This is a genomic window from Amycolatopsis samaneae, assembly GCF_039541975.1.
GTDB classification, from domain to species: Bacteria; Actinomycetota; Actinomycetes; order Mycobacteriales; family Pseudonocardiaceae; genus Amycolatopsis; species Amycolatopsis samaneae.
The window spans coordinates 225,478-239,257 of sequence record NZ_BAABHG010000008.1 but is presented as its reverse complement, the minus strand read 5'-3'; the positions used below and the strand labels follow the sequence as shown (position 1 = coordinate 239,257).

The following is a 13,780-nucleotide window of genomic DNA, read 5'->3' as shown; positions in this document are numbered from 1 at the left end:
CGGGTGACATTCCACTTCCCCTATCGGACGCTTTAGCCCGAACCTTGACACGATCCGGTGGCTTTTTTTGAAACTTCTTAGCCCGGATGCCGGAACGACGTTTCCCAGAGGCTCAACCCGGTCAAGTCGGAACCCACGGCGACCCCCTCGCGATACGCCTCCCGCCAGGATCTGCGCGCCGTAACACTGCGTGCAACACCTGGGCGGCTCTGAATCGATACTCTTCGGCGTGTTCCGCCCGAAGGTCCGCCAGCACCCCGGCCACCACCCAAGAAAGTGAATGCAATTCGCTTTCTTGGGTGGCCGTCAAGGCGTTTTCGAGAAGGTCCCGCGCATTGTCCCGCTCGCCGGGATCCCCCTCGGCCACCAGCGCCACGCCGAGCACGATGCCGGACTTGACCTCGTGCCGCCGGGCACCGCGTTCACGCGCCGCCGCCAGTGCGCGGCGCGCGGGGGCGAGGGCCGCGGCGGCCCGGCCGGCGGCGAGCTCGATCTCCGCCCCGACCCAGCCGCTACGCACCGTGGCCCGCCAGCCCGCGTCCTCGGCCCGCGCGCGGGCGAGCAGCCCGCGAGCGGCACCGAGCCTGCCGAGCGCGAGGTTGTCCGCGGCGAGGCCCAGCAGCGCGTCGGCCCGCGCTCCCGCGGCGTCGAGCCCGTCGGGATCGGGCGCGGCCGAAGGGAGCGTGACGGCCAGTGCGTACGCCTCGCCGTCGAGCGGGCGGGCCCGGGTGTGCCCGCCCAGCTGACGCCGGTGGGAGGCCAGCGTGCTCGCCGCGAGCGACGCGACCAGCGGGCTCGCCGAGCCACGGAGCGCTTCCAGGATCGTCATGGCGGCGGCGTACCGGCCCTGCGCGCCGAGGACGACCGCCGCGAGCAGCCGGGCCACCGGCGGGGCGGACGGCGGCACGGCGATCGGACCGGCGGGCAGCGGGTCACCGCCGAAGGCGGCGATCCGCAGGGAGCGTTCCTGCACCCGTCCTTTCTATCGCCTCGCACCGACAAGAACATGCTCGATGCGATCGGCGGCGGTGGAAAGGTCCGTCAGCAGTTCGACCTTGCCGGGCAGCGCCGCGCGGTCCCAGCCGGGGCCGCAGGCGAACAACCTGCCGCGCTGACGGCCGCGGGACACCCTGGCGAACAGCCGGGGATCGGCGGCGGCGCGCCGATGGGCCCAGAGCACGACCGCGGCGGGCGCGCTGCGGCGCACCGCGACCGCGAGCACCTCGGCGGGCAGCGGGACGCCGAACAGCTGGGCGCCGACGCGCCGTTCCGCCAGTGAGGCGGCCAGCGCGTACATCGGCATGCTGTCGCGTTCCTCCGGTACGCAGCCGAGCAGCACCGGACGGGTGTTGCGGGGCTCGTCGAGCACCGGGGTGGCGCGGATGAGCGCGGCGAACACGCATTCGGCGAGGAGGTACTCGACCTCGGCGCCCGCGCTGACCCCGCGCCAGCGCGTGCCCAGCGCGCTCAGCACGGGTTCGAGCACGCCCGTCCACGCGGGCAGGACGCCGAGTTCGGCGATGATGTCGACCAGCATCCGTTGCACGGCGCCGACGTCCATCGCGAGCGCCGCGGTGCTGAGGCGGCGCGCCAGCCGTGACGGGACCTCGTGCCCGTCCGGTTCCCGTTCCTCCGGTGGCTCGCCGGTCAGGGTCCCGGTGACCTCCCGGAGCACCGGCGGACCGGACCGGGGCATCTGTTCGAGCGCGTAGCGGGCGGCTTCGGCCGTCGAAGCGCCGCGGAGCAGCGCGCGCTGCATGAGTTCGAGCCGTCCGATGTCGGAGCTGCCGTACCGGCGGTGCCTGCCGTCGGTGTGCCTGCTCGGGCCGAGCCCGTAGCGGCGGTCCCAGGTACGCAGGGTGGACGGCGCGACCCCGAGCCGGCGGGCGACCGAGGCCACCGGCAGGGTGGGTTCTTCGGTGCCCGACCCAGCTCCCACGCGGCCCAATATCCCGGGCGTCCCGGCAGCGGGCAACCGGAGCCAAAAGCCCAGCTCACACATCCGGGGGATGCCTAACGGCTGAATCGGGGTGAATCTCTTGAACAAGTATTGGCGCGCTTCTAACGTTACCGCCGTTGCACCGAATGGAGTAGCAGCACCACAGCGGAGCAGCTAAAGGCATCGACCGGATGACGGAGGCGGTCAGGATGGCAGACACGCGCAGGCTCCCTGGTCCCAACGCGGACATGTGGGACTGGCAGCTGGAGGGGTCATGCCGGGGGATGGACAGCGCGTCCTTCTTTCACCCGGACGGCGAGCGTGGCCCGGCGCGAGCGCGCCGTGAAGCCAGGGCCAAAGCCGTCTGCCTGGCCTGCCCGGTACTCCAGATGTGCCGGAGCCACGCACTCGCCGTACACGAGCCGTACGGGATCTGGGGCGGGCTCTCGGAATCCGAACGGGAACACATCATCAAAGCCGACAAACGCGCCATGAGCATGTCGAACGGCTAGGCCCTCCCCCGCCTGCCGTTCCGGAGGGCGGCGTCCACTGTGGACGCCGCCCTCCGTCATTCCCGGGCGCCGGCGGGCCAGGCGACGAGCGCGACGTCGATCGACGCGGTGAGCTCGGGCAGGGTCGCGCCGTCCCGCGCCTGCACGGACAGCCCGTTGAGCACCGTCGTGAAGAAGCCGCCGAGTGCCTCGACGTCGGTGTCCTCGGGCAGCTCGCCGTCTTCGACGCCCTCGCGCAGCCGCCGCGTGATCGACTCCTGGGTTTCCCGGCGCAGTGCGCGGAGGTGATCGTGGACGCCCTGGTTCGCGGGCGTGCAGTTGGTCGCGGCGAGGACGACCATGCACCCGCTGGGATGGGCCGGGTCGACGTAGTCGCGCGCGTTGTCCCGGAGTACCGCCTCGACGGCGGCGCGCGCGGTGGGCTGCTCCCGCAGCGCCCGCTCGGTGAAGCCGCCGTACACGGCGCAGTAGTGCTTGACGGCCTCGCGGAACAGCGCCTCCTTGCCGCCGAACGCGGCGTAGAGGCTCGGCGGGTTGATGCCCATCGCCGCGGTCAGGTCCGCCAGGGACGCGCCTTCGTAGCCGCGCGCCCAGAAGACGTACATCGCCTTGGTCAGCGCGCCCTCGCGGTCGAAGGCCCGGGGCCGTCCTCGCGGTGACATGGACCACCTTCTGTAGTGACTCTTACAAAAACCCTTGACCCCCGGATCCTACTTCCCCTTTTATTGTAGCGACCGCTAAAGAAAGGGATTTCGGATGAGCACACCGCTGAAGGGCAAGGTGGCGCTGGTGACCGGCGGGGGCCGGGGCATCGGCGCGGCCATCGCGACCCGCCTCGCCGAGGACGGCGCCGACGTCGCGATCACCTACGAGCGTTCCCGGGACCGGGCGGAGAAGACCGTCGCGGAGATCGAGGGGCTCGGCCGCCGCGGCGTCGCGATCAAGGCCGACAGCGCGGACGCCGGCGCGGTGACCGCCGCCGTCGACCGCGCGGCCGCCGAGCTGGGCCGGCTGGACATCCTGGTGAACAACGCGGGCGTGTTCCTCATCGGCCCGGTCGACGAGCTGACCGTCGAGGCGATCGACCGCACGCTCGCCGTGCACGTCCGGGCAGTGCTGGTGGCCACGGGCGCCGCAGTGCGGCACATGGGCGAGGGCGGGCGGATCGTGTCGATCGGGAGCAATCTCGCGGAGCGCGCGCCCTGGCCGGGGCTGAGCCTGTACTCGGCGAGCAAGTCGGCGCTGACCGGGCTGACGCGCGGGCTGGCGCGCGATCTGGGGCCGCGCGGGATCACCGCGAACGTCGTGCAGCCGGGGCCGACGCACACCGACATGAACCCGTCCGACGGGCCCCACTCGGCGAGGCAGCTTGAGCACGTGGCGCTCGGCGGCTACAGCGACGCCGCCGACGTCGCGGCGACCGTCGCCCATCTCGCGGGGCCGGGCGGCCGGCGCCTGACCGGCGCCACGATCACCATCGACGGCGGCTTCAACGCCTGACCCCCGCCGAGTGCGTTTAGCCCGCTAAACGCACTCGGCCCCGGGCCCGCGAGTGCAGTTAGCGGGCTAAACGCGGCGCTGAGCATGCCTAAGCATCTGGGCGCGCCCAGGCGGCTCGCGTTCCACCGGCCCACCCGGTCTCGACGCCCCAAGTGCGTTTAGCCCGCTAAACGCACTTGGGCGGGGAGGGGCACAAAAGAAGCGGGGCGGCACTCCGGTGGGAGTGCCGCCCCGCTTCGGGACGTACGGGTGGAGCTAGTGCGCGTGGCCGTGACCGGCCCCGGCGTCGGGCTCCTCCTCGGCCGGCTTCTCGACCACGGAGCTTTCCGTGGTGAGCACGAGCCGGGCGATGGACGCGGCGTTCGCCACCGCGGACCGGGTCACCTTGACCGGGTCGACGATGCCGGCACCGATCAGGTCCGTGAGCTCGCCGGTGGCGGCGTTGAAGCCGTGCCCCCACTCCTGCTCCTGGACCTTGTTCACGATGACCGCGCCCTCGTGGCCCGCGTTCGCCGCGATCCAGAACAGCGGCGCGGTCAGCGCGTCGCGGACGATCCGGACACCGGTCGCCTCGTCACCGGTGAGGCCGAGGCCGCCTTCCAGCTCCTTGACCGCGTGCACCAGCGCCGAACCACCGCCGGGCAGGATGCCCTCCTCGACGGCCGCCTTGGTCGAAGCCACGGCGTCCTCGATGCGGTGCTTGCGCTCGTTCAGCTCGGTCTCGGTGGCCGCGCCGACCTTGATCACCGCGACACCGCCGCCGAGCTTCGCGAGCCGCTCCTGCAGCTTCTCGCGGTCCCAGTCGGAGTCGGTGGTCTCGATCTCCTTGCGGATCTGCGCGATCCGGCCGTCGATCTCGTCCTTGGTGCCCCCGCCGTCGACGATCGTGGTGTCGTCCTTGGTGACGACGACCCGCCGCGCGCGGCCCAGCGAGCCGAGATCGGTCTCGGCCAGCTTCAGACCGATCTCCGCCGAGATGACGTTGCCGCCGGTGACGACCGCGAGGTCGTCCAGGAACGCCTTGCGGCGGTCACCGAAGAACGGCGCCTTGACGGCGACCGCGGTGATCGTCTTGCGCAGCGAGTTCACCACGAGGGTGGACAGCGCTTCACCGTCGACGTCCTCGGCGATGATCAGCAGCGGCTTCTTGGCCTCGACGACCTTCTCCAGCACCGGGAGCAGGTCGGCCAGCGCCGAGATCTTCTCGCGGAACAGCAGGATGTAGGCGTCCTCGAGGACGGCCTTCTGGTCCTCGGGGTCGGTCGCGAAGTGCGCCGACAGGAAGCCCTTGTCGAACTGCACACCCTCGGTGACCACGAGCTCGGTCGCCAGCGTGGACGACTCCTCGATGGTGATGACACCGTCCTCGCCGACCCGCTCCACGGCCTCGCCGAGCAGGGCGCCGATGGCGGCGTCACGCGAGGTGACCGTGCCGACCTGGGCGATGTCCGCGCGGCCCTTGACCGGGGTCGCCTTGGACTTGAGAACCTCGATGACCTTCTCCGCGGCGGCCTCGATGCCGCGGCCGACCGAGGTCGGGTTGGCACCGGCGGCCACGTTGCGCAGGCCGACCTTCACCAGCGACTGCGCCAGGACGGTCGCGGTCGTGGTGCCGTCACCGGCGACGTCGTTGGTCTTGGTGGCGACGCTCTTGGCGAGCTGGGCGCCGAGGTTCTCGAACGGGTCGTCCAGCTCGACCTCGCGGGCGACGGTGACACCGTCGAGCGTGATGGTCGGGCCGCCGAACTTCTTGTCGAGCACGACGTGCCGCCCGCGCGGGCCGAGGGTGACCTTGACCGCGTCCGCGAGCTTGTTCACCCCGCGCTCCAGCGCGCGACGAGCGTCCTCGTCGAAACTGATCTGCTTGGGCATAGCGTGTTCCGCTTACCTTTCGGTGTCTCTTGGACGCAAGAACGCCCCGTCCCCCGGCTTGTGCGGGGCCCGGGGCGTCATGCGCTGCGAGCGGACGTCAGTTGATGACGGCCAGCACGTCGCGAGCGGACAGGATGAGGTAGTCCTCACCGTTGTACTTGACCTCGGTGCCGCCGTACTTCGAGTAGATGACGACGTCGCCGACGTTCACGTCCAGCGGGACGCGGTTGCCCTTGTCGTCGATCCGGCCCGGGCCCACGGCCAGAACCTTGCCCTCCTGGGGCTTCTCCTTGGCGGTGTCGGGGATGACGAGGCCGGAAGCGGTCGTCTCCTCGGCCTCGCTCGTCTGGACAACGATCTTGTCCTCGAGCGGCTTGATGTTCACGCTCACCGGGTTGACCTCCACGGTCGTCGAAAGCGTTGGCAGGTACGTAATGACTTACGGCTCTACCACCCCCGCCGTCGCGGGTGCCGGGGCGTGTTCGGGCCGTGCGATTAGCACTCTAGCCATGGGAGTGCCAGCTTCGCAAGGAGGGTGCCCTCACGCGGGGCCCGAGCCGCGTTCAGCCTGCTAGACGCAGCTCAGCGAGGTCGGCCACGACGACATCCGGCGGCGGGCGGAGCTTGCCGGGAGCGAGTGCGATGGTGGCGACCCCGGCGGCACGCGCGGCCTGGAGTTCCTGGGGTGTGCGCCCGATCAGGACACATCGCTCCGGTGACGCGCCGACGCCCCGGATGGCGGCGTCGACGAGCGCCGTGCCGGGCAGGAGCTGGTCCGGGTCGCCGGACGCGCGGGCACTGATCCGCTTGGCCTTGTCCTGCAGCTCGTGCAGTGCGAGATGGTTCCGGACCGCGTCCACCGACTGGTTGGCCACCACGGTGACCGTGAACCCACGCCAGGCGAGCGCGCCGATCAGCTCGGTGGAGCCGGGTACCGGGCCGGCGACGAGCTGCGCCTCGAGTTCCAGCCTGGCCAGCTGCCGGTGGACGGCGTCGGCGGTGTTCGGCCCGCAGCTCGCGGCGTAGGCCAGCACCGCGAACGGGTCGCCGGAGGCCGCGACTTCGTCCGGCAGGACGGGCCCGACCAGCGGTCTGAGCCGGTCCGCGGCGCCGCGCGCCCGCTCGTTGTCGAACACCGTGCAGACCGCCCCGTCGAACCCGACGAGCACATGATCCCGATCCGCCAGCAGTTCCGCCGCCCCCACCATGCCTCCACCTTGCCACGCGAAGTGCGTTTAGCGGGCTAAACGCGCTCGGGGGACTTACCCGGAGCGCATCCGTCTGCTTAGGTTTTCACCATCGGGTGCCCGACTTCTGGGGAGTGCCGCCATGCAGTCACGTCTGTCGCGCCGGACCGCCGCCGCGATCGCCGCCACCACACTCCTGACCGGGCTGGCCACCGCAGCCCCGGCCCACGCCGCGCCCGCCGACCAGCAGCGTCAGCGCGAGTTCGCCGCCGCGGCGAGCGAGTTCGGTGTGCCGCTCGGTGTGCTGCTCGGCGTCTCCTACCTCGAGTCCCGCTGGGACAGCCATCACGGCACGCCCAGCACCGCGGCCGGCTACGGCCCGATGCACCTCACGGACCTGCGCGCGGCGGGCGGCGGGCGCTCCCACCACGACGAGGGCGCCGAGGACCCGCGCGGCGACGACGCCCGCGGCCCGCTGCACCCGAACCCGCCCGCCCCGGCCGCTCCCCCGCCGGGCGTGCAGACGATCGACGACGCGGCGGCGCTGACGCACGTCGACGCCGCGACGCTGCGGACCGACCCGGCCGCCAACATCCGGGGCGGCGCCGCGCTGCTCGCCCGCTACCAACGCGAGCTCGGCGTCCGCGGCGGCAACCCGGCGGACTGGTACGGCGCGGTCGCGCGCTACAGCGGCGCCGACGGCACCGCGGCCGCGCGGGCCTTCGCCGACGAGGTCTTCGACACCATCACCGCCGGGACGTCCCGCACCACCGACGACGGCCAGCGCGTCGATCTCGCCGCCACGCCGGGACTGACACCGGCCCGCGCCCAGCTCGGCACGCTCGGGCTCCGTGCCGACGCACCGCCCGCGCCGGAGTGCCCGAAGCGGGTCGCCTGCGAGTCGGTCCCGGCGCCCTACCAGGAGCTGCCGGGCGGCGGTTACGGCAACCACGACGTCGCCGACCGCCCGAACGACCAGAAGATCGACCACATCGTCATCCACGACACCGAGGGCTACTGGGACTCGGTGCTCAAGCTGGCCCAGGACCCCGCCTACGTCAGCTGGCACTACACGATCCGGTCCGCTGACGGCCTGATCGCGCAGCACGTGCCTGCCAAGGACGTCGCGTGGCACGCGGGGAACTGGTACCTCAACGCGAAGTCCGTCGGCGTCGAGCACGAGGGCTTCGCGGCGAAGGGCGCCTGGTACACCGAGGCGATGTACCGCGCGTCGGCGAAGCTGGTCGGCTACCTGGCGCGCAAGTACGACGTCCCGCTGGACCGCGCGCACATCATCGGCCACGACAACGTCCCCGGCACTACCCCGGCCACGATCAAGGACATGCACTGGGACCCGGGCCCGTACTGGGACTGGTCGCACTACTTCGACCTGCTCGGCGCGCCGCTGGACGGCGTCGGCAGGCCGGGCTCGCCGCTGGTCACCATCAACCCCGACTTCGCCACCAACCAGCCCGCGTTCACCGGCTGCGAAGGCGCCGGAAAGCCTTGCCCGGCAAGGGGTTCCGAGGCCGTCGTGCTGCACTCCGAGCCGAGTGACACCGCGCCACTGCTGCGTGACGCCGGCCTGCACCCGGACGGCTCACCCTCCACAATGGACGTCGCCGATGTCGGGAGCAGGGTCGCGACCGGACAGCGTTACGTCGTCGCCGAGACCCGCGGTGACTGGACGGCGATCTGGTATCTCGGTCAGAAGGGCTGGTTCCGCAACCGGCACGGCGACACGGCGGAGCCCGCGTTCGGTTTCGCCGTGACCCCGAAGCCCGGGCTCGCGTCGGTGCCGGTCTACGGACGGGCCTACCCGGAGGCCTCGGCCTACCCGTCGACCGTGCCGCCGCAGGACCTGGTGCCGCTGCCCTACACGTTCGCGGCCGGGCAGCGGTACTCCTCGGGCGGGGTCGTCGGGTCCGAGTACTTCTCGGCCACGACGTTCGACCCGGCGCAGCACGTCGTCGTCCGCGGCGAACTCCGCTACGTCCAGATCCAGTTCGGGCACCGGATCGCCTACGTCAAGGCCGACGACGTCCGGCTCTCGCCCGTCTGGTGACCGCCGCCGGTCAGCCGGCGCAGGATGTCGGCGGCGTGCGTCCACAGCAGCGCGCCGCCGATGTCCGGGACGAGGTGGCGGACCGCGCCGGGGATCCGCGCGGTCAGTGTCACGCCGTTGTCGGGTGAGTGGCTCGTGTCCAGCTCGCCGTACCAGACGTCGACGGATGTGGTGATCCGTGCGAGATCCATCGGCCACCGCCCCATCGCGAGAACGGTGTCACGCGCGTAGCCAGCGCTTCCCTGCTGGAATGCTTCGGCGAGCGCGCGGCGATAAGCGGCGTCGAAGGCTGGAGCGGTGTACACCGCGACGTCGACTTCGGGGCTCGAAGCCAAGACGTGGTCTCGCATCGCTTCAGCGCTGAAACCCGCGAAGAAGGCTTCAGCACTGGCGGGATCTTCAGCGACCTGACGTACCAACGATGTCAACGAGTCCGGCAGCGCCTCGGCGAACTCGGGCGCGGCGACCTCGTCCGCGGCCGACACCAGTGCGAGCGGACCGGCCACTCCCTCGGTGACGCACGCCAGCGCGAACGGCGCGCCCTGCGAGTTCCCGACCATCGCGGGCACACCGAACCCACGCTCCGCGCACAGCACGCCGACGTCCCGCGCGAAGTCGGCGAAACCGCGACCGGGGTCCACTGTGGACACACCAAGCCCCGGCCGGTCGAGGGAAACGAGCCGGACGCCGAGGTCTTCGACCACATCGGCGCCGAAGCCCAGTGTCCTGCTAGTCGCCGCGCCGGGACTGAACAGGACGGGGACGCCGTCGGCGGGACCCCACTCGGCCCAGCCGAGCACCCGCCCGCCGGGCAGCGTCGTTTCGCCGAGCCGGGCGGGCGGTTCGACACACACGGTCATCCGCCGATCATCGCCGAGTCCACTCCGGACCGCATTCGGGTTTCCGCCGTCCTTCACCCAGCCGGGCCCGGGGTTTGCGCGGACACTCGAACCCGAGGGTGTCCCGCACCACGCGGAGGGAGCGCCGAACCCATGGATGTCATGTTGCTGGCCGGGACACGCCCGGAAGCCGTCAAGCTGGCGCCGCTCGCGCTGGCACTGGGCGCGCGGCCGGGGCTGCGGCCCCTGCTGGTGCACAGCGGCCAGCACGAGGGCATGGTCGAGCAGGCCCTCGCGCCGTTCGGGGTCGGCGTCGACGCCTTTCTCGACGTGCCGCCGAGGATCACCGGAAGCCAAGCAGAACTCGCCTCGGGGCTGCTCCCTGCCGTCGACGACGCGCTGCGGCGGCACACTCCGGCCGCCATGGTCGTCCAGGGTGACACGACGACGGGGCTGGCCGGCGCGCTCGCCGCGTTCTGGCTGGGTATCCCGGTCGTCCATCTGGAGGCGGGGCTGCGCACCCGGGACCTCGCCGCCCCGTTCCCCGAGGAGGGGACGCGCCAGATGATCGCCAGGATCGCCGCGCTGCACCTGGCGCCTACCAGTCGCGCCGCGGCCGCGTTGCACGCGGAAGGCGTTGCGCGGCAACGGATCGTGCTCACCGGGAACACCGTGGTGGACGCCGCGCTCACCATCGCGGGACGGGATCTTCCCGCCCGGGACACCGCTCTGGCGCTGCTGGAGATCGAGATCGCCGAGGCCGGCGAGCGGCTCGTCCTGGTGACGTCACACCGCCGTGAATCGTGGGGCGCGCCGCTCGCCCGCGCCCTTGCGGCGGTGCGGCTGATCGTCGCCGAACACCCCGACGTCCGGGCGCTGCTCCCGGTGCACCCGAACCCGGCGGTCCGCGCGCAGGTACGGTCCACTTTGGATGGTCTGCCGCGGGTGACGATCACCGAACCGCTGGAGTATCCGGACCTGGTGCGCGCGCTGCGGCTGGCGTCGCTGGTGCTCACCGATTCGGGCGGCATCCAGGAGGAGGCGCCGACCTTCGGCACGCCGGTGCTGGTGCTGCGCGACGTGACCGAGCGGACCGAGGCGATCGAGGCCGGCTGCGCGTGGCTCGTCGGTACCGACACGGCGCTGATCGCCGACACCGCGGCACGGCTGTTACGCGGGGAAATCCGGCCCACACAAGTCGAAAACCCTTACGGCGACGGCAATGCCGCCGAACTCGCGGCGGCGGCCATCGCCGAGCTGCTCGGCCTGCCGAAAGGCACCGGAACCGATCCGCGGTCGTGCCCGCGCACGGTTAGCCCGGCGGTCCGGGCGTGCTGATCTCGGGTCTCGGGTCTTGTCAGGATGTAGCGACCAGGTGGGGGCGAACGGTCCGGTCGCGCCGTTCGCGGTGCGAGAACGGACGATCACAGACGTCACACCAGCCCCTCCCGCCACTCCTGGTGAGAGCAAGGGACCTTTGCTATCGCTCTACACGCGATGTATACCGACCGTGCCGGAACGAAAACTCCGTTCGCGCACCAAAAAACTTGACGGCGCGACGGCTCAGATCGAGACGATCTCGACCGGCAGCGCCGGATTGGCCGAGAAGTCCAGCGACGTCACCGGGCGCCGGGCGGCGACGACGTGCGCGCCCAGCGCGGCGATCATGGCGCCGTTGTCCGTGCACAGCCGGGGCCTCGGCACCCGTAGCTCGATCCCGGCCTCGGCGCACCGCTCGGCGGCCAGCGCGGAAAGCCGCGAATTCGCCGCCACACCACCGGAAATCACCAGGGTGCCGATGCCCTGTTCCTTCGCCGCACGGATCGCCTTCGCGGTGAGCACGTCGGCGACGGCCTCCTGGAAGGACGCCGCGACGTCGTCCACGGGGATTTCCTCACCACGCCGTTCGGCGCCCTCGACCCAGCGGGCGACCGCGGTTTTGAGACCGGAGAAGGAAAAATCGAATTTGGCGTCCCTCGGTCCGGTCATCCCCCTCGGGAACGCGATGGCTCGCGGGTCCCCGTTCTTGGCGGCCCGGTCGATCGGCGGGCCACCGGGGTAGGGCAGCCCCAGCACGCGGGCGACCTTGTCGTAGGCCTCACCGGCCGCGTCGTCCACAGTGGACCCGAGTTCGGTGATCTTCGAGGCGATGTCGTCCACCCGCAGCAGTTGCGTGTGACCACCGGAAACCAGCAGCGCCAGGCACGGCGTGGGCAGCGGGCCGTGTTGCAGGCTGTCGACGGCGATGTGCCCGGCCAGATGGTTCACGCCGTACAGCGGAACACCCAGCGCCGTGGCGTACGCCTTCGCCGCCGCGACTCCCACCAGCAGCGCGCCCGCGAGACCGGGTCCGGCCGTGACCGCGATGGCGTCCACATCGGACAGTTCGAGGCCTGCCGTCGCGAAGGCCCGTTCCGCGGTCGGGACCATCGCTTCGAGATGCGCGCGGCTGGCGACCTCGGGCACGACACCGCCGAAGCGCGCGTGCTGGTCCACGCTGGAGGCAACCTCGTCGGCGAGCAGCTCGACAGTGCCGTCGTCGTGCAGGCGGACCAGCCCGACGCCGGTCTCGTCGCACGAGCTCTCGATGCCCATGATGATGCGCGACATCAGCCCGCCACCTCGTCCGCTCGCGTCCGCGCCGGGCGGACCATCGTGTAGGCGTCGGCGCCGGAAGGCCGGTAGTAGCGCTTCCGGACGCCGATCCGCTCGAAACCGTGCCGTTCGTACAGCGCGATGGCCGACTCGTTGTCCGTGCGGACTTCGAGGAACACCGGCGCGTCCAGCTCGTCGGCACGTTCCAGCAGCGCGCGCAGCAGTGCCTTTCCGTAGCCCTGTCCCTGCGCCTCGGGAACGACGCCGATGGTGTGCACGCTCGTCTCGTACTCACCACGCTTGCGACCGACGACGGCGAGCCCGGCGTACCCGACGAGTTCGTCGGAGTCGTCCGGGCGGGCGGCGAGATAGAAGTTCCCGGCGTCCAGTTCGGTCTGGAACGCCCAGGCGCTCCACGGGTCGTCGCCAGGAAAGAGGATCTTCTCGATCTCCACGCAACGCGCGATGTCCTTGCGGCGCAACGGTTCGAGTCTCATGGCGCGGTCACTCGCTTGCGACCCGCAGGCTCGGCGGCGTCGGGGCGGCGCAGGTAGAGCGGCGTGAGCGCGGCGGGTGGCGCCCCGGCGAGCAGATCCTCGCGGGCGACCGCGACCAGACCGGCGGGCGAGGGGAAGCGGGGTTCGACGGGCTGGACGCCGAGAGTGTCCGCGTAGAGCCTGGCACCGTCGCCCGCGGCGACCGCCGCGGTGACGTCGAGTTCGGCCGGGCGCTGGACACGCGGCCCGTCCACGCGAGTGCCGCCCGCCTCGTAGCTCGCCCAGTAGACCTCGCGGCGGCGCGCGTCGGTGAACACGAAGAACGGGGTGTCGCCGTCGACGTCCGCGGCGATGGCGTCGAGGCTGCACACCGGGTACGCCGGGACGCCGAGCGCGTGGGCGAGCGCGGCGGCGGTGGCCATCCCGGCACGAAGGCCGGTGAAGGGGCCGGGGCCGACACCGCACACGATCGCGTCGAGGTCCTTGAGGGTGACACCGGCTGCCTCGGCGGCGGCCAGGGCGTGCGGGGTGATGAGCTCGCCGTGGGCCCGCGCGTCGATGGTGACCCGCTCGGCCCGCGTGCTCAGCCCGGCGTCGTCCAGTGCGACGACACCCGCGGTGACCGCCGGGGTCGAGGTATCGATGGCCAGTACCAACACGGTGCCCCAGCCTACGGCCCGCGCCCTGAAGTGCAGTTAGCGGGCTAAACGCGGCGCTTAGGCATGCTAAGGACCGCGTTTAGCCCGCTAAACGCACTTGGCCGGGCCCGGCGGC

The 13,780-nt window shown here is 71.6% G+C and carries 14 protein-coding genes; 4 read left to right on the top strand and 10 right to left on the bottom strand.

Translation table 11 applies throughout. The features are described from left to right. Positions 1-121 precede the first annotated feature (121 nt). Together ABD987_RS22455 and ABD987_RS22450 are read right to left on the bottom strand one after the other, a co-directional pair. Entirely contained in the window at positions 122-973 is an 852-nt protein-coding gene (locus tag ABD987_RS22455) for a hypothetical protein (RefSeq protein WP_345396873.1), read from the bottom strand. A 9-nt stretch (positions 974-982) separates the two neighbouring features. Then, positions 983-1,939: a MerR family transcriptional regulator gene (locus ABD987_RS22450; protein WP_345396870.1), complete on the bottom strand. Its 957-nt coding sequence runs from the start codon at positions 1,937-1,939 to the stop codon at positions 983-985. Positions 1,940-2,148: 209 nt separating this feature from the next. On the opposite strand from ABD987_RS22450, the gene ABD987_RS22445 reads away from it, so the two are divergent. After that, on the top strand, positions 2,149-2,451 hold the full coding sequence (locus ABD987_RS22445) for a WhiB family transcriptional regulator (RefSeq protein WP_345396867.1): 303 nt from the start codon (positions 2,149-2,151) through the stop codon (positions 2,449-2,451). Positions 2,452-2,507: 56 nt separating this feature from the next. Here ABD987_RS22445 and ABD987_RS22440 read toward each other — a convergent pair whose 3' ends face one another. Continuing rightward, positions 2,508-3,113, bottom strand: coding sequence for a TetR/AcrR family transcriptional regulator (locus ABD987_RS22440; RefSeq protein WP_345396864.1), 606 nt, complete (start codon positions 3,111-3,113; stop codon positions 2,508-2,510). Between the two features lie 94 nt (positions 3,114-3,207). Between ABD987_RS22440 and ABD987_RS22435 the strand changes: the two genes are divergently transcribed. Beyond that, positions 3,208-3,951, top strand: a complete 744-nt coding sequence (locus ABD987_RS22435; RefSeq protein WP_345396861.1) for an SDR family NAD(P)-dependent oxidoreductase — start codon at positions 3,208-3,210, stop codon at positions 3,949-3,951. A gap of 255 nt (positions 3,952-4,206) precedes the next feature. Here the strand turns inward: ABD987_RS22435 and groL are convergent, their stop codons facing one another. The 3 genes from groL to ABD987_RS22420 all read right to left on the bottom strand — a co-directional run bounded on the left by groL (position 4,207) and on the right by ABD987_RS22420 (position 7,031). Next, positions 4,207-5,823: a chaperonin GroEL gene (gene groL, locus ABD987_RS22430; RefSeq protein WP_345396858.1), complete on the bottom strand. Its 1,617-nt coding sequence runs from the start codon at positions 5,821-5,823 to the stop codon at positions 4,207-4,209. A gap of 97 nt (positions 5,824-5,920) precedes the next feature. Then, on the bottom strand, positions 5,921-6,214 hold the full coding sequence (gene groES / locus ABD987_RS22425; protein ID WP_004559922.1) for a co-chaperone GroES: 294 nt from the start codon (positions 6,212-6,214) through the stop codon (positions 5,921-5,923). Between the two features lie 172 nt (positions 6,215-6,386). After that, on the bottom strand, positions 6,387-7,031 hold the full coding sequence (locus ABD987_RS22420) for an HAD family hydrolase (protein ID WP_345396853.1): 645 nt from the start codon (positions 7,029-7,031) through the stop codon (positions 6,387-6,389). A 121-nt stretch (positions 7,032-7,152) separates the two neighbouring features. Here ABD987_RS22420 and ABD987_RS22415 point away from each other — a divergent pair, with 121 nt between their 5' ends. Beyond that, the gene (locus ABD987_RS22415; RefSeq protein ID WP_345396850.1) at positions 7,153-9,075 is read left to right on the top strand and encodes an N-acetylmuramoyl-L-alanine amidase; all 1,923 of its coding nucleotides are present in this window, start codon (positions 7,153-7,155) and stop codon (positions 9,073-9,075) included. Here ABD987_RS22415 and ABD987_RS22410 read toward each other — a convergent pair. Then, positions 9,033-9,935 carry an alpha/beta fold hydrolase gene (locus ABD987_RS22410; RefSeq protein WP_345396847.1) on the bottom strand — a complete coding sequence of 301 codons (903 nt, stop codon included), beginning with the start codon at positions 9,933-9,935 and terminating at the stop codon, positions 9,033-9,035. The genes ABD987_RS22415 and ABD987_RS22410 overlap by 43 nt on opposite strands. 132 nt (positions 9,936-10,067) lie before the next feature. Here ABD987_RS22410 and wecB point away from each other — a divergent pair, with 132 nt between their 5' ends. Continuing rightward, positions 10,068-11,252: a non-hydrolyzing UDP-N-acetylglucosamine 2-epimerase gene (gene wecB / locus ABD987_RS22405; protein ID WP_345396844.1), complete on the top strand. Its 1,185-nt coding sequence runs from the start codon at positions 10,068-10,070 to the stop codon at positions 11,250-11,252. 225 nt (positions 11,253-11,477) lie between these two features. On the opposite strand, the gene tsaD is transcribed toward wecB, so the two are convergent. The 3 genes from tsaD to tsaB are packed head-to-tail and all read right to left on the bottom strand — an operon-like array spanning position 11,478 to position 13,665. After that, entirely contained in the window at positions 11,478-12,524 is a 1,047-nt protein-coding gene (tsaD, locus tag ABD987_RS22400; protein ID WP_345396841.1) for a tRNA (adenosine(37)-N6)-threonylcarbamoyltransferase complex transferase subunit TsaD, read from the bottom strand. Beyond that, complete coding sequence (rimI, locus tag ABD987_RS22395) at positions 12,524-13,006, bottom strand: ribosomal protein S18-alanine N-acetyltransferase (protein ID WP_345396838.1); 483 nt, start codon at positions 13,004-13,006, stop codon at positions 12,524-12,526. Before rimI ends, tsaD begins: the two co-directional genes overlap by 1 nt. Further along, the gene (gene tsaB / locus ABD987_RS22390) at positions 13,003-13,665 is read right to left on the bottom strand and encodes a tRNA (adenosine(37)-N6)-threonylcarbamoyltransferase complex dimerization subunit type 1 TsaB (protein WP_345396835.1); all 663 of its coding nucleotides are present in this window, start codon (positions 13,663-13,665) and stop codon (positions 13,003-13,005) included. The genes rimI and tsaB overlap by 4 nt, the downstream gene beginning before the upstream one ends. Positions 13,666-13,780 lie beyond the last annotated feature (115 nt).